Source organism: Microbacterium sp. LCT-H2, assembly GCF_001866135.1.
Taxonomy (GTDB): domain Bacteria; phylum Actinomycetota; class Actinomycetes; order Actinomycetales; family Microbacteriaceae; genus Microbacterium.
This window is the reverse complement of sequence record NZ_MODW01000003.1, coordinates 392,243-411,451: the sequence shown is the minus strand read 5'-3', so window position 1 is coordinate 411,451 and position 19,209 is coordinate 392,243. Positions and strand designations below refer to the sequence as shown.

Below are 19,209 nucleotides of genomic sequence, written 5' to 3'. Positions count from 1 at the left end.
GGCTTGCCCCATGCTGACAGGAAACGGAGCAGGTGCGGAGTGGCAGAGCGTCAGGACTTCTCGGTGGATCGGACAGATCGTCCGGGACTCCCGCCTTCGGTGTTGCGCGTCGGAGACGTCCTCGCGCTCCCCGCGGTGCAGGAGGGCGCGCCGACCGTCCTCGTCGGCGGGTCGGCACTGGACGCCGGGGTGCGCTGGGTCCACGCCTCGGACAGCGCCGCCGTCGCCCGCCTGCTCGACGGCGGTGAGCTGCTGCTCACGACCGGCGCGGCCTGGCCGACGAGCCCCGCAGCGCTGCGCGTGCTCGTCGTGGAGCTGGCGGCGGTCGGGGTGTCCGGCATCGTCGTCGAACTCGGCTCGCGGATGCCCCGCGTCCCGGCGGCGGTCGTCGAGGCCTGCGCCGCCTCCGGCCTCGCTCTGATCGCGCTCGGGGCGGAGGTCAAGTTCGTCGCGGTGACCGAGGCCGTGCACCGCGCGCTGATCGATGCCCAGACCGCGGCGCTCCGCGAGCGTCAGCGACTGCACGACCTCTTCACCGCCCTCAGCCTCCGTGGCGCGCCGGCCGACCTCATCGTGTCCGAGGTCGCCCGCGCACTCGATGCCCCGGTCCACCTCGAGAATCCGGCGGGGGAGGTCGTCGCGATCGAAGCGCTCCGCGTCCCGGTCGCCGAGGCCCTCCGACAGGGGGAGCGGGGCGGCGATCGGGTGCCCGTGCAGGCGCGCGGAGTGCGCTGGGGCTGGCTCGTCGCGGCGGAGGGCCCGCCGCATCCCGCTGGTCGGGCCACCGTCCTGGAGCTGGGGGCGACGGCCCTCGCCTTCGGCTGCCTCGCCGATGGGGAGGGGGCGTGGACCGTGCTCGCCCATCGCAGCCTCGTCGAGGATCTTCTCGGCGCGCGGTTCGCCCGCGAGGAAGACGTCGAGGTCCGACTCCGGCGACTCGGGCTCGACCCGTCGGGCGGGAGCGTCTCCGGCCTCGTCTTCCGCACGGACGAGGACGCGGAGATGCTCGTCGCCCGCGCCCGTGCAGCGGGCCTGCCTGCGGTGGGGGCCCGGCGCGGAGCCGACGTGGTCCTGCTCGTGGCCGCCGGAGCCGATGCGCTGACCGATGCCGTCCTCGCGCACCTGTCCGGCGGGGCGCCCGTGACCGTCGGACCGAGCGCCGAAGGCGTCCTCGGGCTCCTCGCCTCGATCCGCGCCGCGCTCGACCTCGCCGCACGGCCGTCCGGGGGCGACGTGCCGGTGGTCCGGCGCGTCGCCGATCGGCCGCTCGAACGCCTCGTGTCGGCCCTGCGCGACGATCGGCGGCTCCAGGCGCACAGCGAGCAGATGCTGGATCCGCTCGTCCGTCACGACCGGGATCGCCGCGGAGACCTGCTCGCGGTCCTCGCCGCCCTCGTCGCACACCCCGGCAACCGCTCCGCGGCGGCGGCCGCGAGCCACCTCTCCCGCTCGGTGTTCTATCAGCGCCTCGCGCTCATCGGCGACCTGCTCGGCGCGGATCTGGACGACGGGGAGACCCTCGCTGCCCTGCACCTCGCCCTCCTCGCCCGCCGTCGCGAGGAGACGCGGCCGCGCTGAGGCCGACCGTCAGCGCGTGCCCCAGGCGAACTGCTGCTTCTGGAGCTTCGCGTAGATGAAGGTCTCGGTCGACACCACGCCCGCGATGGGACGGATGCGATCGTTGACGAGCGCCAGCAGATGGTCGTCGTCCTCGCACACCGCCTCGACGAGCACGTCGAACGATCCGACCGTGATCACGACGTAATCGACCTCGTCGATGGCGGCGATCGCCTCCGCCACGCCTCTGGCGTCCCCGGCCACCTTGACGCCCACCATCGCCTGCCGACGGAAGCCGAGCTGCATCGGATCCGTCACCGCGACGATCTGCATCACCCCGGACTCGGTGAGCCGCTGCACCCGCTGCCGGACGGCGGCCTCGCTCAGGCCGACGATCCGGCCGATCTCGGAGTACGAGCGCCGCCCGTCCTCCTGCAGCATCTCAACGATGGTCTTGGAGATCGCGTCGAGGGTATGGTCCTTCTTCGACGGTGCCATGGTGCGATCTTGGCACCGCGGACGGTCGTGGACAACGGGTGCGCGTGCGCCCGCTCAGGCCTCGATCGGGCCCAGCCAGGCGCTCGCCGCGGTGGTGTGCGCCGACTCCGGGTCGGAGGGGTGGAACGCGCCGGCGAGGACGTCGCGGTAGAGCCGGGAGAGCTCGTTGGCGCTGAAGTACGAGCCGCCGCCGGCCACCAGCATGGCCTCGTCGACCACCTGCTTGGCCATCGTCACCGCGCGATGCTTGACGCCCGAGAGCGCGGGGAACCACCCGGCGCCGCGGTCCGCGCGCTCGTCGACATCGCGGGCGACCACGGCGATCTGCGGAGGGAGCGCGTCGTAGGCGAGCGCCATGTCGGCGATCCGCCAGCGGATGTCCGGATCCTGGCTGTACGCGGCGCCGCTCTTCTTGGAGCGACGCCGGTGGGCCGTCGCCACGGCCAGCTCGAGGGCCCGCCGGGCGATGCCGGTGTACACGGAGGCGAGGAGGATCTCGAAGACCGCGAAGATGCCGAAGACGATCGGGTCGGGGCTCGGGCCGGGGTCGATGCGCCGCACGACGTGCGCCGCGTCCGCGACGGCCCCGTCGAGGCGCGTGGTCCGGCTCTGGGTGCCGCGCATGCCGAGGGTGTCCCAGTCATCGGCGGTGGTGACCGCGGACGTGCGGTCGACAAAGGCGAACACGAGCTTCGGCGCGTCCGGGCTCGTGGTGTCGAGTCCGTGCAGGCCGAGCTTCGTCCACACCGGGGCGAGCGAGGTGAAGATCTTGGTGCCGGTGAAGGCGTAACCCCCGGCGCCGTCCGGGACCGCCGCGGTGTCGCTCCCGAACAGCACGAGGTCGTTGCCGCCCTCGCTGATGCCGAACGCGAAGACCTCGCCGGCCACGGCGCCGTCCTGCACGAACTCGAGACCGGGGACCCCGCGGTCCGAGAAGACCTTGGCGACGCCGGTCCAGACGAGGTGCATGTTGATCGCCAGGGCGGTCGCGGGCGCGGCCCCCGCGAGCCGCTGCTGGAGGAGGGCGGCCTGCTCGAGGCCGAGTCCCGCGCCACCGCGCTCCCGGGGCACGAGGATCGACAGGTAGCCGGCCGCGCGGAGCTCATCGAGGTCGGCCTGGGGGAAGGTGTTGTCCCTGTCGTGGATGGGGGCGCGCTCGCGGATGCGGTCGAGCAGGTCGTCGGGGAGATACACCGACGGGTCGAAGTCGGTCATGCCAGAGCCTCCAGGAGCTGTCGGATCGATTCCTCCGGGCGGTCGCGATGCACCGAGTGGCCGGCGCCGGACACGACCGACAGGGAGATGCGGGGGTTGCTCGCGAGCACCTCGTCGGCGAGGGCTCCGGTGAAGATGCTGGAGACGGCGGGATCGCCCCCGATCACGTGCGTGGGCACGGTCAGACGGGCTGCGTGTGCGCGGACATCCCACGGCTGGTTCTGTGCGCTGGTCTGCTCGACCGCCCACGCGCTCGCCCGCCGGACGGCGTCGACCTTGAGCTCCTGATCCTGCGGGTGCCAGTGCGGGTGCTCCTGCCGCACCGCGTCGAGGCGGTTGTCGGCGAAGGCGCGCTCCTGGCTGCGGCGGACGTCGGCCGCGTTCCGCTGGACGATGTGGATCGCGGGATCGATGAGGACGAGGCGGCGTGTCCAGTCCGCGTCCTCCGCGGCGGCCACCGTCCCGGCGGCGCCGCCGAGCGAGTGTCCGACGACCGCGTCCCAGGCGCCCGCACCGGGAGGGCGCGTGGCGGCGAGGTCCGCGGCGTAGGCCGCGACGGAGTAGTCGAGCGTGCGCGGGGCGTCGCCGTGGCCGCGCAGGTCCACTGCCGTCGCGTGCCAGCCGGCTGCCGCGAGGGCGTCGCCGAGACGCCACATGAGCGCGCCGGAGGATCCCAGGCCGTGCACGAGGAGTGCGCGTCGCGGTGCAGCGGCATCGCCCCAGCTCAGGCGGGGGAGGGTCACGGGAGCGGGCATGGCACCAGCCTACGACCGCCCTGGGACGCGGCGGGCGGCGTCAGCGCGCGGGCTCCAGAGGTGGCAGGTCGGCCGCGATGCGGAGCACCCGCGCGGCGGCCTCATGTCCGGCGGCCAGGCGGGTGTCGAGGTCGGCGCCGTCGAGCGTCGCGGCGAGGAACCCGGAGGCGAAGGCGTCTCCGGCACCGACGGGCTCGACGACGTCGACGGTCGGGGCGGGCACGAACACCGGGTCCGCGTCGCCGAGGAAGGCCGTGGCGCCGACGTCGCCGTCCTTGACGACGAGCAGACCGCAGTGCGGGAGGTGGGCGCGGATCTCCGCCGCCGTGGCGGTGCCCCAGATGCGCTCGGCCTCATCGCGGCCGACGAAGGCGATGTCGGCGGCGTCGGCCAGGCGAGCCAGGGTGGCGGACGCCTCCTCGGGCCTCCACAGCGCCCGGCGGTCGTTCACGTCGAAGGAGACGACGGCTCCGGCGGTGCGCGCGTCGGCGAAGAGCTGGTCGACCATCGCCAGGCAGGTCGGCGACAGGGCAGGCGTGATGCCCGTGGTGTGCACGATGCGCACGCCGGCGAGCTGCGCGGGGGACAGGAACCCCGGTGCCATGCGCGAGGCGGCCGAGCCGCGGCGGTAGTAGTAGACGGCCGACGACTCCACGCCGGGATCCTTGAACATCACACCGGTCGGCGCCTCGGCGTCGAGCTCGGTCCACAGCTCGACGCGACGCTGTTCCAGCTCGGCGGTGAGACGTCGGCCGAGGGGATCGTCGCCGAGGCGAGAGGCCCAGGCGGCGCGGTGGCCCGCGGCCGCCAGGCCGACCGCGACGTTCGCCTCCGCGCCGGCGTGCGTGATCGACGCCGTGTCGGCGGACGCGAGGTCGGCGCCGGTCGGCGTGATCAGTGCCATCGACTCGCCGACGCACACGATCGCGGGGGAGGAGGACGGGACGGAGGGACTCATGAGGGGGTGACCGCCAGGGGCTCGGTGTCGGGATGGGGGCTCGCGTCGCGGTGACGCAGATCGGGGAAGGAGCGCACGAACACGATCGAGACGAGCAGTCCGACGCCCGCGAAGATGGTGGCGGCCAGGTAGGCGCCGCGCCAGTCGCCGACGTCGACGAGGAAGCCGGCGACCGCCGATCCGGCCGCGGCGCCGATGAGCTGTCCGGTGCCCGCCCAGCCGAAGGCCTCGGCGGTCTCGCTGAACTTCACGCTGGCCGTGGTGATGGCGAACAGCACCGCCAGGGCGGGAGCGATGCCGATGCCGGCGAGGATGAGCGTGCCGCCCAGCCAGAACACGTTGAGCATCACCATCGTGAGGGCCAGGCCCACGGTGACGATGAGCAGGCGGCGCGCCATGGCCCAGGGGCCGATCGGGATATGACCGAAGGCGAGGCCGCCGGCCAGGCTGCCGGCGGAGAAGACGGCGAGGACGAGGCCCGCCGCGAGGCTGCCGTGCTCGAACGTCGCGACCACGCCGACCTCGACCGCCGAGCAGGCGCCGATGAGAAGGAAGCCGATGACCGTCGCGAGGAGCACGGGCGGCTTGAGCACGACCTTGCCCAGCGCATTGCGGCTGCGGGGGATGCGCACGCGGCCGACCTCGGGGGAGAGGATGAACCATGCGCCGCCGGCGACGAGGACGATCGCCACCAGGAGCAGGCCCTCCATGGTGCCGACCTGGGTGGAGACGAGGGTGATGACCACCGGGGCCAGCACCCAGATGATCTCCTGCAGGGACGCGTCGAGGGAGAACAGCGGCGTGAGCTGGCCGGCGTTCACGAGCTTGGGGTAGATCGTGCGGACGGCCGCCTGCACGGGCGGCGTGGAGAGGCCGGCGATCATGCCGAGGGCCATGTAGCCGGGAACCGAGAGGGGCAGCAGCCCGAGACCGAGCACCGCGATCACGCAGACGGACAGCGTGAGGGTCAGCACCCGCCGCATGCCCCAGGCGCCCATCCAGCGGCTGGTGATGGGGCCGGCGACCGCCTGGCCGACACTGGTCGCGGCGAGCACGAGGCCCGCCGATCCGTACGATCCGGTCTGCTGCTCGACGTGCAGCAGGATCGCCAAGGACATCATCCCGTTGGGGAAGCGCGCGGTGAGCTGGGCGGCGATCATGCGGCCCACTCCCGGCGTGCGAAGAAGATCCCGATAGCCCGCCACCAGACAACGGTACCGGGCCGCGGGGACGTCGGGGAGACGGGCCGGTGGCCGAGGTGCCGCGACACGCCGTGGACACGCCGACCGACGAATTCCACAGGCCTGGGGATGTCCGAAGCCCGTCGTAAGGTGCCGCCTGTGGATGGATCCCTCACAGGCTCCTCCCAGCCGCGATTTCCCGCGGCTGGACGACCTCGGGAGAGGGGGTCCGCCTGTGGAAGAAACGGTGGACAACCTGTGTTGTATCTGTAGAGAGCGGTGGAAAAACTACACGGATGTAACTACTACCCCTTGTGGTCGCACCGAATGTCCGTCCCTATATGTAGTATTGAGATCCCGGCGGAGGTCTGCCGGAGAAACCAGAGATTTGAGGGGTTCAGATGTCGATCACGGTGTACACCAAGCCTTCCTGCGTCCAGTGCAACGCGACCTACCGTGCCCTGGATGCCAAGGGCATCGAGTACGAGATCCACGACCTGTCGGAGGACCCGACGGCGCTGGAGCAGGTCAAGGCGCTCGGCTACATGCAGGCGCCGGTCGTCGTCACCGACGAGGACCACTGGTCGGGCTTCCGTCCCGACAAGATCGACGAGCTCGCGTCTCGCCTGGCGTGACCGACCATGAGCGCCGTCGCGACCGCAGCGCCGCTCCTGGTCTACTTCTCGAGCGTGTCGGGTAACACCGCGCGCTTCATCGAGAAGCTCGGGCTTCCCGCCCGACGCATCCCCCTCCACCGGAACGAAGAGGACCTCGTCGTCGACGAGCCCTTTGTGCTGGTCACCCCTACCTATGGCGGGGGCGTCGGGCGCGGGGTCGAGAAGGGGGCCGTGCCCAAGCAGGTGATCCGGTTCCTCAACGACGAGCGCAACCGGCGCCACATCCGCGGGGTCATCTCCGCGGGCAACACCAACTTCGGCGACGCGTTCTGCCTCGCCGGCGACATCATCAGCCGCAAGTGCCACGTGCCTCACTTGTATCGGCTCGAGATCTTCGGCACACAGGACGACGTGGATCGCGTGAGCGACGGATTGGAACGACGGTGGAATCTTCAGTGACCGAGACAGTGGCATTCAAGGTGAACCCCGCGTACGAGGGCCTGGACTACCACGCGCTCAACGCGATGCTGAACCTGTACGACGCGAACGGGAAGATCCAGTTCGACGCCGACAAGCGCGCTGCGCGGGAGTACTTCCTGCAGCACGTGAACCAGAACACGGTGTTCTTCCACTCGCTCAAGGAGCGCCTGGACTACCTCGTGGAGAAGGAGTACTACGAGGGCGCCGTCATCGAGAAGTACTCGTTCGACTTCGTGCAGAAGCTCAACGACCTCGCCTACTCGAAGAAGTTCCGCTTCGAGACGTTCCTGGGTGCCTTCAAGTACTACACGAGCTACACGCTGAAGACGTTCGACGGCAAGCGCTACCTCGAGCGCTTCGAGGACCGCGTCGTGATGACCGCGCTCGCCCTGGCCGACGGCGACGAGAAGCTCGCCGTGAACCTCGTCGAGGAGATCATCTCCGGTCGCTTCCAGCCGGCCACCCCGACTTTCCTCAACGCGGGCAAGGCCCAGCGCGGCGAGCTCGTTAGCTGCTTCCTGCTGCGCATCGAGGACAACATGGAGTCGATCGCCCGCGGCATCAACTCCGCCCTGCAGCTCTCGAAGCGCGGCGGCGGCGTGGCCCTGCTGCTGTCGAACATCCGCGAGGCGGGCGCCCCGATCAAGCAGATCGAGAACCAGTCCTCGGGCATCATCCCCGTCATGAAGCTCCTCGAAGACAGCTTCAGCTACGCCAACCAGCTCGGCGCGCGTCAGGGTGCGGGTGCGGTGTACCTCAACGCCCACCACCCCGACATCATGCGCTTCCTCGACACGAAGCGCGAGAACGCGGACGAGAAGATCCGCATCAAGACGCTGTCGCTCGGTGTCGTGGTGCCGGACATCACGTTCGAGCTCGCCAAGAACGACGAGGACATGTACCTGTTCTCGCCGTACGACGTGGAGAAGGTCTACGGCGTCCCGTTCGGCGACATCTCGGTCACCGAGAAGTACCGCGAGATGGTCGACGACCCGCGCATCAAGAAGACGAAGATCAACGCCCGCGAGTTCTTCCAGACCGTCGCCGAAATCCAGTTCGAGTCCGGCTACCCGTACGTCATGTTCGAGGACACGGTCAACAAGGCCAACCCCATCAAGGGGCGCATCAACATGTCGAACCTCTGCAGCGAGATCCTGCAGGTGAACACGCCGACCACCTACAACGACGACCTGTCGTACAAGGAGATCGGCAAGGACATCTCCTGCAACCTCGGCTCGATGAACATCGCGCTGTCGATGGACGCCGACGACCTCGGCCAGACGGTCGAGACCGCGATCCGCGCGCTCACCGCGGTCAGCGACCAGAGCCACATCCGCTCGGTCCGCTCGATCGAGGACGGCAACGACCGGTCGCACGCGATCGGCCTGGGTCAGATGAACCTGCACGGCTACCTCGCCCGCGAGCACGTCTTCTACGGCTCGGAGGAGGGTGTCGACTTCACGAACATCTACTTCTACACCGTGCTGTTCCACGCGCTGCGCGCCTCGAACCAGCTCGCGATCGAGCGCGGCACGGCGTTCGACGGATTCGCCGACTCGACCTACGCGTCCGGCGAGTTCTTCGACAAGTACATCGACCGCGCCTGGGTCCCGGAGACCGAGAAGGTCAAGGAGCTCTTCGCGGGCAAGCACATCCCGACGCAGGAGGACTGGGTCCAGCTCAAGGCGTCGATCCAGGAGCACGGCATCTACAACCAGAACCTGCAGGCCGTGCCGCCGACGGGCTCGATCTCCTACATCAACAACTCGACCTCCTCGATCCACCCGATCGCCTCGAAGATCGAGATCCGCAAGGAAGGCAAGCTCGGTCGCGTCTACTACCCGGCGGCGTTCATGACGAACGACAACCTGGAGTACTACCAGGACGCGTACGAGATCGGCTACGAGAAGGTCATCGACACGTACGCCGCGGCCACGCAGCACGTCGACCAGGGCCTGTCGCTGACGCTGTTCTTCAAGGACACCGCCACCACGCGTGACATCAACAAGGCCCAGATCTACGCATGGCGCAAGGGCATCAAGACGATCTACTACATCCGTCTGCGTCAGCTGGCGCTCGAGGGCACCGACATGACCGAGTGCGTCTCGTGCATGCTCTGACACTTCGACAGGCTCAGTGACCCAGGAACTAGGACAAGAATGACTCCTCACTCCCCGCTCAAGCTGGTCTCCAGCGTGCAGGCGATCAACTGGAACCGCATCCAGGACGACAAGGACCTCGAGGTCTGGAACCGTCTGGTGAACAACTTCTGGCTGCCGGAGAAGGTGCCGCTGTCGAACGACGTGCAGTCGTGGAACACGCTCACCCCCGACGAGCAGCTGCTCACCATGCGGGTGTTCACCGGGCTCACGCTCCTCGACACGATCCAGGGCACCGTCGGCGCGGTGTCGCTGATCCCCGACGCGATCACGCCTCACGAGGAGGCCGTCTACACGAACATCGCGTTCATGGAATCGGTGCACGCGAAGAGCTACTCGTCGATCTTCTCGACGCTCGCGTCGACGAAGGAGATCGACGAGGCGTTCCGCTGGTCCACGGAGAATGCGAACCTTCAGAAGAAGGCGCAGATCATCATGGACTACTACCAGGGAGACGACCCGCTCAAGCGCAAGGTCGCCTCCACGCTGCTGGAGTCGTTCCTGTTCTACTCGGGCTTCTACCTGCCGATCTACTGGTCGTCGAAGGCGAAGCTGACGAACACCGCCGACCTCATCCGCCTCATCATCCGCGACGAGGCCGTGCACGGGTACTACATCGGCTACAAGTTCCAGCGCGGACTCGAGACGGCCGACCAGGCGCGCAAGGACGAACTCAAGGACTACACGTTCTCCCTGCTCTACGAGCTCTACGACAACGAGGTGCAGTACACGCAGGACCTCTACGACGGCGTCGGGCTGACCGAGGACGTCAAGAAGTTCCTGCACTACAACGCCAACAAGGCCCTGATGAACCTGGGCTACGAGGCGATGTTCCCCTCCAGCGTCACGAACGTGAACCCGGCGATCCTGTCGGCGCTCTCCCCGAACGCGGACGAGAACCACGACTTCTTCTCCGGCTCGGGCTCCTCCTACGTCATCGGCAAGGCCGAGGCCACGGAAGACGACGACTGGGACTTCTGAGTGCGTGTGTGCGGCGTCACGCATTGTGACGCCGCACCACGGTGAAGTTGGCACACGCCTTAGGACGTGGCACCGGTTCGCTAGTTGGCGTAAGACGCCATTAAGAGCGGAGCGCGAGACAGATGCCGAACAAGCGGCACGTCACTCCCAAGGATCTCACCAGGTCTTGGCCAGACGAACACGCCTACCTTAGCTGCCCGCAGCGCGCGGAGGTCTACTCGAGCAGACTCCGACAGGGAAGAAGTTTCTGAGACGACGGCTGACGCTACGACGAAGAACAACCTGGACAACCTCCCGCCACTCTAACGGCGAGCCGCGGGTATCAGAACGGGCACTCTTCGTGGGTGGTGCCGATCTGGGACTCGCGGATTGACATCTCCATCCCGCAGTCCGCGCATGTCGTCCCGCGCCGGCGCTCACATCCGCACGCCCCGCAGTCAGGGCAGACGTGGTGCATACACGTCGGGCAGAGCACCGCATCGTTGCGGGAGAACGAACTGTCACAGCTCGCGGACTGGCACTCGACGTCGTCGCGATCCCACTGCGCCGTGCCGAACCGGTAGGTGGGTCGCGCGACAATCAGCAGATGCGTACCACTCGCATCCCACCCCCAGTCGTAGGTGATGTCGGAGCGGGCGGAGTTCGTGGAGTAGATGAAGCCTTCGGTGGCCCCGCGTATACCTTCGGGGCCTGCGGGAAGCGCGCGGAAGTCTGGCTGCACGCTGTTCTTCGGCGGGCGCGTCAGGCTCGAGGTCTCGTGCGATACAGATGACAGCACGAGTCCAGTGAGCGGGTCAGCGACGATGATGACGGCGTGCGGTTCGCTCTCCTGAGACCATGCCGAGGCGCGGATGATAGCTGCCTGTCGCGACACCTGCCCGTTGCGTGTCAGCGCGCGAATGAACGCAGGGGTCAGCTGGCCGGTCCACGCGTCTTCGACGATGCGCTCCGGCATGAGCAGGTCCACCGCGACACAGTTGCTGACGGCCTCTTCGACATGACGCATCATGACGGGGTCGCTGCGGCGAAGAACGGCCATGACATCCATCGCCCACTGGTCATCGTGGCGTTGTAGGTGATGTCCGAACTCGTGCGCTGCAGTGAAGTGCGCCCGAGCGGTGGGTTGCTTTCGTGACACTCTGATACGTGCGGGCGGGCTGGAGTACGTGCCGTGAAGCTCGCAGGTGGTGTCGACCCGGGAGCTCCATTCGAAGTCGATGTGGTCGGAGTCTTGGAGCGCTCGGATCACGTCCGACTCAAGAGCTTCCCGCGGCTGGTCGAACGGCATGTGTTCGAGGAGGTGCTCGGCTGCGGCGGCGATGTTGTCTGGCTGCAACCATTCAGCGGCAGTGCGAACGTCAGGAAGCATGGGCGTCTTGGATGAGGAGGCGGAGTGTGTCTGCTGCGCGTGTCGATGCGCGTTCCGAGACGCTGTCCGTGCGGGCAGCGAGAGCGTACGCACTCCGTGCGGCGTTACGTGCCTCACGCTCGGAGGTGCCCGCAGCTTCGCAGAGCTCAACGACGAGCAGCTTCACGTCAGGCGATGACAGTTCCCGGGTCGAGATAGTGGAGGCGTGAGTCGTCCAGGACGCCTCCACCAGTTCGCGTTCCTCAGCGGTGAGGAGATGGCCGTCCCACAGATCCACCACCCGTTCGGTGTCGAGGCCGGTCGCGTCGCGAAACTGGCGGGGCGTCATGCCGGTGGCGTTGACGTCGATGGTCACCTCGGTCTCTGACGGCCATTCGATGAAGCAGCGGCGCTGGTAGTCCTGCAGGACCTGCATGAGTTCATCCACATTGGCGGCGCCTGAGCCGGGGACAAGCGTCTGCAACTCCCCACGCCCTGCAGCCCACCGACGCATCTCCCGCAGCTGCGTGTCGTTAAGTACGCATCCCAGCCGGCGATGGAGGAGGAAGGTCCCGAGGCCGGTCTCCGCCTGCGGCCAGAGGGTTACCGCCACCTCACCGAGAACTGCGGGAATCTCTGTCGAGCTGGCCTCACCGTGCGTCAGAGGGATGCCGAGCACGAACTCGTCGTGCACCTGAGCGATGACCACAACGCCTTCATGGGCACCGTCCCAGGACAGCGCCCAGGCGTCACCGGGCGCCAGCGCCGCGTGTTCTGCGGTCAGCTCGGTGATCCAGTCGGGTGTTCCGGTCGCGTGCACAATTGTGCCCTTTCATGGAGAAGCAAAGTCTGCCAGCTTATCTGACGGTTGATCAATGCGCGGTCTCGTCAGAAACCGCTGACGCGGTCGTAGAACTCCCGCAGCTGTCCGGCTTCGTCCGTTCCAAGAGAACCGTAGAACTCGCAGTCGCTGGGCCGGGTGAAGTGTGCGCGGAAGATGCTGTGCTTGTGGCGCACGTCGAACATGCCCGGCAGGTCCAGACGGCAGGACAGGTCCACTTCGCTAAGCATGCAGTGCTGCTCGTTGAACCCTCCGCGCTGCGACGTGCGTCCGAGAACGGTGACAACATCAGAACGCGGGTGCACGACAACGTTTCGGCGTGGTGCGTCGTGGGCGTCGGGGACGACGTGAGGCGCCACGCCGTAGATGTCGGCGAACTCCGGGTTCTGGTTAGGCATAGAGGCATCGTATCTACGTAGCGGACATCGTCATCGCGCCATCGACTCCCGCCGCGGCGTTCGTCTCGGTTTCTGTAATCGCCGACCCGGGTCACACGCGGTGCGGTCCCGCACCCGACTGAAGTGCAAACCGGCAAGATCCCAAGCGGGATGGGGGACAGCGACGCCCGAGCGGTGACGGTCGTGCGGTGTCAGACGTCTCGGCTGTCGCCAGGCTTCGGCATGATGGTGTCGTGCGCCGTGGGATCGGCGTAGACGAAGGGGCGGGGATGAGCTGGTTCAAGAGGCTGTTCGATGGCGGAAGGACAAAGACGGACGAGGCACCGGCCGTGCGAACTCGGGCCCAGTCGCCGTACTTCGCCATCATCGATGTGGAGACCACGGGCCTGTCGCCCAAGAGGGACCGTGTGCTCGAACTCGCGGTGGTGCGTATAGATCAGCGCGGCCAGATCGTCGACGAGTGGTCGACGCGGTTCAACCCGGAGGGCCCCGTCGGAGCGACTCACATCCACGGCATCACGGAGGCAGACGTCGCCCATGCGCCACTGTTCCGCGATGTTGCGTCCTCCATCGTCCCTTACATCTCCGGTCTTCCTATCGCTGCACACAACGCGCGCTTCGACCTCGGGTTCCTCCGTGCGGAGTTCCGACGGGCGGGGTGGGACGTCCCGTGGCTTCCTGCATACTGCACGCTCGACGGCAGCCACCACTATCTCCCGAACCTCGATCGACGTCGTCTGATCGACTGCTGTTGGAGCGCCCGAGTACCTCTGAACGACGCGCACTCGGCTCTCGGGGACGCTCGTGCGACAGCCGGCCTCTTGCGCCACTACCTCCAGGCTCAGGGGCGAGTGTCGCCGCACCCCGCGCTCATGTCGGTTCCGAACGAGGCGCGCGGCGTCGTCTGGCCGACAGGGCCCAGCCGCCCGCCGCTCACGTTCTTGCCGGACGAGTCGGCGACTCGTCGCCGCACTCGGCGGACCGCCACGGCACCGGAGCGACCCGCGCTCATCGCACAGCTGACGAAACTGAGCCTCGCGGAAGTACTGGACGAGGGCGCTCCAGTCGGGTCCCTCACCTACGTCGAGACCGTCCTCGACGCTCTTGAGGACGGCGTCATCACCGACGCTGAGGCGGCCGCGCTCCAAGACCTCGTCGAGGCGTACGACCTCAACGCGACTGACATCACAGCGGCGCACACCGCGCTACTCCTGGCGCTAGCCCACAACGCGCTCGACGACGGGCATGTCTCTGGTGATGAGCGAGCGCAGCTCGAGGCCATCGCTTCGGCATTGCAGCTGCCCTCGAAAATGGTGCCGGGCCTCATCGCCGAAGCTGATGCTGCCCGCGCTGCGCGTCTGAGCGCAGGCCTGCGGCCGCTGCCGGCAACGTGGGTGTACGGAGACCCTCTGCGCGTGGGGGACAAGGTCGTGTTCACGGGCTTCGTGGGGCAGGACCGACAGCGTGCACGACTCGAGGATCGCTCTCGGGAGCTGGGTGTGCGAGTTCTTGGCTCGGTATCGGGATTGACGGCGATGCTGGTCACCGACGGGTCGTTCTCCGGCGGAAAACTCGAGCGCGCACACGAGCTGGGAACCCGCATCGTCGCCCCTGAGACGTATGCTGCCCTGTTGAAGCACCTGCAGCCCGCGCTCACTGCCGCCCCGAAGGTCGCACCGAAAGCACCGGCCGCGCAACGCAATGATCCGGGGGTGGCCGCCGGGTCGCCGGCGGAGATCCGCGCGTGGGGGATCGCTAACGGCTATGCGGTCGGTGTACGAGGCAGACTGTCCGCGGAGCTGAAGGCCGCGTACGAGGAAGCGACATCGCTGACCGGGGTGTGAGATCGCTCGAATGGCGCGGACCGTTCTGTGGCGCTGTGCTGCGCAGTAGCGTGGCGGATGTGAACACGGTTCTGGACGTCAGTGGGGAGATGTTCGACGTACGCGAATCAGAACCTTCAGATGGGGTGCACGCCTACCATTTCACGTGGACCAACGGGCCCGAAGACGGTACGTACGGTTTCTCGCTCGGAGGTAGCAATCTCACAGCCGAGCAGCTGGAACGAGCGGCCCGGAGTTTTGTTCAGTCGTTCTTTGCGCCGGACGGCCTCGGTGCTTCCGACTTCCCCTCCTTCATGGAAGGTCGAAGATCATCGCAATGATCCGGGTCGCGGGTCTCTTCCTTCCGGCGGCTATCGGGTAGACCTCAGCGTGCGCTCAGGACGAAGGCCAGCACCGCTCCCAAAACGGTGCCCGCGAGCATCGCGGCGGCGGTCCAGCCGACGATGCGGCCTCGGGCGACCTCGCGTTTCGTCGCGTACACGCCCGCGCCGAGGCCACCCGCCGTCGCTGCCGCCATCGTCACGCCGGCGACGAGCGCCTGGACCCCGTAGTCCGGCGTCGGCGGAGCAGGATCGACGAGCGGAGTCGAAAAACGGTAGGTCATGACGAGGCCGAGAGTGATGAGCGAGACGGCGGTCATCGCTGCAATCAACCACCACGCTGTCGATTTACGCATCAGTCACCCGCGCTCGCGCGTCGATTCCGGTCGCGGAGTCGCTCGCGTCAGTCGCCGTCCCCGAGCACAGGGACGCCCCAGATCCGTGCCGCATCGGAGATGAGGCGATCCATGCCGGCCGGTGACTCTCGGCGAAGCGGCGCGTCGTCCCTGGTCACCGGGACCGGGATCGCGACCTGTCCCGCATCCTGCGAGACCACGATCACCAGGGTCGGATAGAGGAAGGCGCCCTCCTGGATGCCGCCCCTCGTCACGCCCTGGATCCGGTCCCGGGGAACGCTGTAGGCCGTGAGGAGACGCGCTCCGCCGCGGACCAGCCGAAAGCCCGAGGGCTCGATGACCCCGGTGGGGCTCGCCGTGAGCAGGCCGCGCGGTGCGGCGCCGAGTCCGAGAAGGGGGATCGTGCGCGAGAGGTACGCGGCCACGCCGTTGAGGGCGTAGGAGCCGAAGATCCGTGCCTGCGGCTCACGCTCCCGCAGCGCTCGCCGCTGGGCGCGCTGCAGTCGTCGGATGCGTCCGAGCACGATCCAGATGATCAGACCGGCGAGTGCCACCCCTGCGCCGAACACGAGCGAGGTCGCGACGGGTGGCTCGCCGTCCAACAGGGGGCGCACGAGCGCCCCCCAGACGAAGAACGCCGCCAGTGCGGCAGCTATCGCGAGCATCAGTCTGTTGGCGGGTGGGTTCTGGCGCACGAGATCAGCCGCCCCACAGGAACGCGGCGGCGGGAAGGAGCGCCACGACGCCGAGCACGGCTCCGACGACCGGCCACGCATACCCTCCGTCGTCGGCGCGGGCGAAGACGAGCCCGATCACGCCGAGGAGGAGGGCGATGCCACCGAAGAGGACCGCGAGCGGCAGCGTGAGGAACACCAGCCATCCGTAGTTCGGGTCCGCCGTCCCCGCCAGGACGAAGACGATCGCGGTCGGCAGGATCCCGACGACCGCCACGGCGGCGGAGGCGACTCCGCATCCGAAGGCTCGGCGACGGGGCAACGGAGGGATCTGAGTCACCCCGCGATCCTAGCGATCACGCGACTCGGCGAGGGCGAGCCCCGGCCGCTCGCGGAGGAAGCCCTTCCCTTCCGCATCGGTTTCGGCTGGACTGTGCGCATCGGTGTCGAACCAATCGGAGGGTGGGACAGATGTACCGCAGCAATGGAAACTACGAAGCATTCGCACGGCCTCGGAAGCCGGAGGGGGCCGACGACAAGACGGTCTGGCTGGTCGGCGGCGGTCTCGCCGCGATGGCGGCCGCAATCTTCATGATCCGCGACGGGCAGGTCGCGGGGGAGCGGATCACGATCCTCGAAGAGCTGGGGCTGCCCGGCGGCGCGCTCGATGGGATCAAGTACCCCGAGAAGGGGTTCGTCATCCGCGGCGGCCGCGAGCTGGAAGACCACATGGAATGCCTGTGGGACATGTTCCGCTCCATCCCGTCGTTGGAGATCGAGGGTGCCAGCGTGCTCGACGAGTTCTACTGGCTCAACAAGGACGACCCCAACGTGTCCCTGTGCCGGGTGACCGAGAAGCAGGGGCAGGATGCGCATACGGACAAGCTCTTCACGCTCTCGGAGAAGGCGCAGAAGGAGATCGTCGCCGTCATCCTCGCCACCCGTGAGGAGATGGAGGGCAAGCGGATCGACGAGGTGTTCGGTGACGACTTCCTCGGCAGCAACTTCTGGCTGTACTGGCGGACCATGTTCGCGTTCGAGGAGTGGCACTCGGCCCTGGAGATGAAGCTGTATCTGCACCGCTTCATGCACCACATCGGCGGGCTGCCCGACCTCTCCGCGTTGAAGTTCACGAAGTACAACCAGTACGAGTCGCTCGTGCTGCCGATGCGGAAGTTCCTCGACGACCACGGCGTGCAGTTCCGGTTCCATCACACAGTGACGGACATCCAGTTCGACATCGAGGACGGTCGCATCCAGGCGACGCGCATCGACTGGATCGCCGACGGCGAGCCCGGCGGCGTCGACCTCGGTCCGGACGACCTGTGTCTGGCGACGATCGGGTCGCTGACGGAGAACTCCGGCAACGGCGACCAGCACACCGCTCCGGAGCTGAAGACCGGCCCGGCCCCGGCCTGGGACCTCTGGAAGCGGATCGCCGCGAAGTCGCCGGCGTTCGGGCGACCGGAGGTGTTCTGCAGCGACATCGACAAGACGAAGTGGGAGTCCGCCACGGTCACCACCGTCGACGAGCGCATCCCGAAGTACATCGAGAAGATCTGCAAGCGCGACCCCTTCAGCGGCAAGGTCGTCACGGGCGGGATCGTCACCGCCAAGGACTCGGCCTGGCTGATGAGCTGGACGGTGAACCGGCAACCGCACTTCAAGGCGCAGAAGCCGAACGAGATCGTGGTCTGGGTGTACGGGCTCTTCGTCGAGACGCCCGGCGACTACGTCAAGAAGCCGATGCAGGAGTGCACGGGCGAGGAGATCGCGCAGGAGTGGCTCTACCACCTCGGTGTGCCGGTGGAGGACATCGCCGAGCTCGCCGCGTCGGCGGCCAAGACGGTCCCGGTGATGATGCCGTACGTGACCTCCTTCGTCATGCCGCGCCGGGCCGGCGACCGTCCGCAGGTGGTCCCGGAGGGAAGCGTCAACTTCGCCTTCCTCGGACAGTTCGCCGAGACGACGCGCGACACGATCTTCACCACCGAGTACTCCGTGCGCACGGCGATGGAGGCCACCTATCAGCTGCTCGACGTGGAACGCGGCGTGCCGGAGGTCTTCAACTCGACCTACGACATCCGCTACCTCCTCAAGGCGACCGCGCGGCTGCGCGACGGCGAGGCCGTCCACATCCCCGGCCCGAACTTCCTCCAGGGCCGCCTCCTCGACAAGCTCGACAACACGCAGATGGGAGAGCTGCTGACGGACTTCGGGCTCATCCCCGCGCATGGCGCGACGGTGCCGCGCCCGCGGGACGACGACGCGATCGCGTGAGCATGCGTTCAGGCGGCGACGTACTCCTGGCGGACTCGGCCCGCCGTCGCCAGCTCGATGTATCCAAAGTCGTGGTCGGAGTTGAGGATCACGGCGTCGTTGACGACGGCGTACGCCGCGATCAGGCAGTCGAAGGCAGCCGCGGCTCGCAGGAATCCGTTGGTCCAGAGCTCCTGCTGGATGTCCAGGGCTATCCGCTCGTCGGGATGCTCCCAGGCGGGGAGCAGCTCCTCCATGTCTTCCCGCAGAGCGGCGTACTCCGCCGCGTCACGGGCCGAGTGGCAGTACTCGAGCACCTGCGGCGGGCAGGTGATGAGGAGGTGGTTCGGCGAGAGGGAGCGGAGGCGGTCGGCGATCGCGGCGCTTCTCCCTGCCTTCTGCCAGATGCTGTTGTCGACGAGGTAGATGGTCACCGGGGAGTGCTCGCGCTCCGTCCAGCGCCCTCGCGCCGCTCCGGCATCGGCTCGGGAACCACCGTCGGTGCGTCGATCTGTTCGGCCTCGAAACGGCGGCCGATGATGCGTTCGACGGCGGCGGGCTGGCGACGTACCGCGATGAGGGTGCGTAGGGCGAGATCCACGGTCTCGCGGTTGGAGGTCGTGCCGGCGAGCCTCTTGGCCTGCTTCAACTCGTCGGGGTCGATGTCGATGGATGTGACGGTCATGGTCGTTCCTTCCTCCCCGCGCTCTTGTATAGGACAGTATATAAGGCTGTCGGCCGGCGGTCGTCGGCTGACGGGGGGAGGGT

Annotated in this window: 20 protein-coding genes; 7 read left to right on the top strand and 13 right to left on the bottom strand. The window is 67.9% G+C overall.

Going from position 1 to position 19,209, the window contains the following annotated elements; all coding sequences use genetic code 11:
* The first annotated feature begins 39 nt into the window (after positions 1–39).
* Entirely contained in the window at positions 40–1,578 is a 1,539-nt protein-coding gene (locus BK819_RS10655) for a PucR family transcriptional regulator (protein WP_256209441.1), read from the top strand.
* 9 nt (positions 1,579–1,587) lie between these two features.
* Here BK819_RS10655 and BK819_RS10650 read toward each other — a convergent pair whose 3' ends face one another.
* The 5 genes from BK819_RS10650 to BK819_RS10630 are packed head-to-tail and all read right to left on the bottom strand — an operon-like array spanning position 1,588 to position 6,188.
* Positions 1,588–2,055, bottom strand: coding sequence for an Lrp/AsnC family transcriptional regulator (locus tag BK819_RS10650; protein WP_071329100.1), 468 nt, complete (start codon positions 2,053–2,055; stop codon positions 1,588–1,590).
* Between the two features lie 54 nt (positions 2,056–2,109).
* Positions 2,110–3,270 carry an acyl-CoA dehydrogenase family protein gene (locus BK819_RS10645; RefSeq protein WP_071329099.1) on the bottom strand — a complete coding sequence of 387 codons (1,161 nt, stop codon included), beginning with the start codon at positions 3,268–3,270 and terminating at the stop codon, positions 2,110–2,112.
* The gene (locus BK819_RS10640) at positions 3,267–4,025 is read right to left on the bottom strand and encodes an alpha/beta fold hydrolase (protein ID WP_071329098.1); all 759 of its coding nucleotides are present in this window, start codon (positions 4,023–4,025) and stop codon (positions 3,267–3,269) included. Before BK819_RS10640 ends, BK819_RS10645 begins: the two co-directional genes overlap by 4 nt.
* 40 nt (positions 4,026–4,065) lie before the next feature.
* Positions 4,066–4,983: a sugar kinase gene (locus BK819_RS10635; protein ID WP_071329097.1), complete on the bottom strand. Its 918-nt coding sequence runs from the start codon at positions 4,981–4,983 to the stop codon at positions 4,066–4,068.
* The gene (locus BK819_RS10630; RefSeq protein WP_177173824.1) at positions 4,980–6,188 is read right to left on the bottom strand and encodes an MFS transporter; all 1,209 of its coding nucleotides are present in this window, start codon (positions 6,186–6,188) and stop codon (positions 4,980–4,982) included. The genes BK819_RS10635 and BK819_RS10630 overlap by 4 nt, the downstream gene beginning before the upstream one ends.
* Before the next feature lie 377 nt (positions 6,189–6,565).
* Here BK819_RS10630 and nrdH point away from each other — a divergent pair, with 377 nt between their 5' ends.
* The 4 genes from nrdH to nrdF are packed head-to-tail and all read left to right on the top strand — an operon-like array spanning position 6,566 to position 10,401.
* Complete coding sequence (gene nrdH, locus BK819_RS10625; RefSeq protein ID WP_017202656.1) at positions 6,566–6,799, top strand: glutaredoxin-like protein NrdH; 234 nt, start codon at positions 6,566–6,568, stop codon at positions 6,797–6,799.
* Positions 6,800–6,805: 6 nt separating this feature from the next.
* Entirely contained in the window at positions 6,806–7,240 is a 435-nt protein-coding gene (nrdI, locus tag BK819_RS10620) for a class Ib ribonucleoside-diphosphate reductase assembly flavoprotein NrdI (RefSeq protein ID WP_071329095.1), read from the top strand.
* Positions 7,237–9,381 carry a class 1b ribonucleoside-diphosphate reductase subunit alpha gene (nrdE, locus tag BK819_RS10615; RefSeq protein ID WP_029989124.1) on the top strand — a complete coding sequence of 715 codons (2,145 nt, stop codon included), beginning with the start codon at positions 7,237–7,239 and terminating at the stop codon, positions 9,379–9,381. The genes nrdI and nrdE overlap by 4 nt, the downstream gene beginning before the upstream one ends.
* A 39-nt stretch (positions 9,382–9,420) precedes the next feature.
* Complete coding sequence (nrdF, locus tag BK819_RS10610; protein ID WP_060922463.1) at positions 9,421–10,401, top strand: class 1b ribonucleoside-diphosphate reductase subunit beta; 981 nt, start codon at positions 9,421–9,423, stop codon at positions 10,399–10,401.
* 322 nt (positions 10,402–10,723) lie between these two features.
* Here the strand turns inward: nrdF and BK819_RS10605 are convergent, their stop codons facing one another.
* The 3 genes from BK819_RS10605 to BK819_RS10595 form a co-directional block, all read right to left on the bottom strand.
* Positions 10,724–11,770 carry an ImmA/IrrE family metallo-endopeptidase gene (locus tag BK819_RS10605; protein WP_083391745.1) on the bottom strand — a complete coding sequence of 349 codons (1,047 nt, stop codon included), beginning with the start codon at positions 11,768–11,770 and terminating at the stop codon, positions 10,724–10,726.
* Positions 11,760–12,569 carry a hypothetical protein gene (locus BK819_RS10600; protein WP_071329093.1) on the bottom strand — a complete coding sequence of 270 codons (810 nt, stop codon included), beginning with the start codon at positions 12,567–12,569 and terminating at the stop codon, positions 11,760–11,762. Before BK819_RS10600 ends, BK819_RS10605 begins: the two co-directional genes overlap by 11 nt.
* Before the next feature lie 68 nt (positions 12,570–12,637).
* Positions 12,638–12,988, bottom strand: a complete 351-nt coding sequence (locus BK819_RS10595; protein ID WP_071329092.1) for a hypothetical protein — start codon at positions 12,986–12,988, stop codon at positions 12,638–12,640.
* Between the two features lie 269 nt (positions 12,989–13,257).
* On the opposite strand from BK819_RS10595, the gene BK819_RS10590 reads away from it, so the two are divergent.
* On the top strand, positions 13,258–14,832 hold the full coding sequence (locus tag BK819_RS10590; RefSeq protein ID WP_071329091.1) for a histone-like nucleoid-structuring protein Lsr2: 1,575 nt from the start codon (positions 13,258–13,260) through the stop codon (positions 14,830–14,832).
* Positions 14,833–15,196: 364 nt separating this feature from the next.
* Here BK819_RS10590 and BK819_RS10585 read toward each other — a convergent pair whose 3' ends face one another.
* From BK819_RS10585 to BK819_RS10575, 3 genes are all read right to left on the bottom strand, one after another.
* Entirely contained in the window at positions 15,197–15,472 is a 276-nt protein-coding gene (locus BK819_RS10585) for a hypothetical protein (RefSeq protein ID WP_025102568.1), read from the bottom strand.
* A gap of 83 nt (positions 15,473–15,555) precedes the next feature.
* The gene (locus BK819_RS10580) at positions 15,556–16,173 is read right to left on the bottom strand and encodes a hypothetical protein (RefSeq protein WP_071329090.1); all 618 of its coding nucleotides are present in this window, start codon (positions 16,171–16,173) and stop codon (positions 15,556–15,558) included.
* Positions 16,174–16,207: 34 nt separating this feature from the next.
* A complete protein-coding gene (locus BK819_RS10575; protein ID WP_083391744.1) occupies positions 16,208–16,522 on the bottom strand; it encodes a hypothetical protein in 315 nt (104 codons plus the stop codon).
* Positions 16,523–16,653: 131 nt separating this feature from the next.
* On the opposite strand from BK819_RS10575, the gene BK819_RS10570 reads away from it, so the two are divergent.
* Positions 16,654–18,462 (top strand): oleate hydratase, encoded by a 1,809-nt coding sequence (locus BK819_RS10570; RefSeq protein WP_071329089.1) that lies wholly within the window; start codon positions 16,654–16,656, stop codon positions 18,460–18,462.
* Between the two features lie 8 nt (positions 18,463–18,470).
* Here BK819_RS10570 and BK819_RS10565 read toward each other — a convergent pair whose 3' ends face one another.
* Both BK819_RS10565 and BK819_RS16835 read right to left on the bottom strand, forming a co-directional pair.
* Positions 18,471–18,875 carry a hypothetical protein gene (locus BK819_RS10565; RefSeq protein ID WP_071329088.1) on the bottom strand — a complete coding sequence of 135 codons (405 nt, stop codon included), beginning with the start codon at positions 18,873–18,875 and terminating at the stop codon, positions 18,471–18,473.
* The gene (locus BK819_RS16835; protein ID WP_071329087.1) at positions 18,872–19,126 is read right to left on the bottom strand and encodes a type II toxin-antitoxin system VapB family antitoxin; all 255 of its coding nucleotides are present in this window, start codon (positions 19,124–19,126) and stop codon (positions 18,872–18,874) included. The genes BK819_RS10565 and BK819_RS16835 overlap by 4 nt, the downstream gene beginning before the upstream one ends.
* Between the last annotated feature and the right edge of the window lie 83 nt (positions 19,127–19,209).

What these genes read in the sequence shown, in the direction of transcription:
- BK819_RS10650 (WP_071329100.1), bottom strand. Translation starts at nt 2,055, where the DNA reads ATGGCACCGTCGAAGAAGGACCATACCCTCGACGCGATCTCCAAGACC.
- BK819_RS10645 (WP_071329099.1), bottom strand. Translation starts at nt 3,270, where the DNA reads ATGACCGACTTCGACCCGTCGGTGTATCTCCCCGACGACCTGCTCGAC.
- BK819_RS10640 (WP_071329098.1), bottom strand. Translation starts at nt 4,025, where the DNA reads ATGCCCGCTCCCGTGACCCTCCCCCGCCTGAGCTGGGGCGATGCCGCT.
- BK819_RS10635 (WP_071329097.1), bottom strand. Translation starts at nt 4,983, where the DNA reads ATGAGTCCCTCCGTCCCGTCCTCCTCCCCCGCGATCGTGTGCGTCGGC.
- nrdH (WP_017202656.1), top strand. Translation starts at nt 6,566, where the DNA reads ATGTCGATCACGGTGTACACCAAGCCTTCCTGCGTCCAGTGCAACGCG.
- nrdI (WP_071329095.1), top strand. Translation starts at nt 6,806, where the DNA reads ATGAGCGCCGTCGCGACCGCAGCGCCGCTCCTGGTCTACTTCTCGAGC.
- nrdF (WP_060922463.1), top strand. Translation starts at nt 9,421, where the DNA reads ATGACTCCTCACTCCCCGCTCAAGCTGGTCTCCAGCGTGCAGGCGATC.
- BK819_RS10605 (WP_083391745.1), bottom strand. Translation starts at nt 11,770, where the DNA reads ATGCTTCCTGACGTTCGCACTGCCGCTGAATGGTTGCAGCCAGACAAC.
- BK819_RS10595 (WP_071329092.1), bottom strand. Translation starts at nt 12,988, where the DNA reads ATGCCTAACCAGAACCCGGAGTTCGCCGACATCTACGGCGTGGCGCCT.
- BK819_RS10590 (WP_071329091.1), top strand. Translation starts at nt 13,258, where the DNA reads ATGAGCTGGTTCAAGAGGCTGTTCGATGGCGGAAGGACAAAGACGGAC.
- BK819_RS10585 (WP_025102568.1), bottom strand. Translation starts at nt 15,472, where the DNA reads ATGACCGCCGTCTCGCTCATCACTCTCGGCCTCGTCATGACCTACCGT.
- BK819_RS10580 (WP_071329090.1), bottom strand. Translation starts at nt 16,173, where the DNA reads ATGCTCGCGATAGCTGCCGCACTGGCGGCGTTCTTCGTCTGGGGGGCG.
- BK819_RS10570 (WP_071329089.1), top strand. Translation starts at nt 16,654, where the DNA reads ATGTACCGCAGCAATGGAAACTACGAAGCATTCGCACGGCCTCGGAAG.
- BK819_RS16835 (WP_071329087.1), bottom strand. Translation starts at nt 19,126, where the DNA reads ATGACCGTCACATCCATCGACATCGACCCCGACGAGTTGAAGCAGGCC.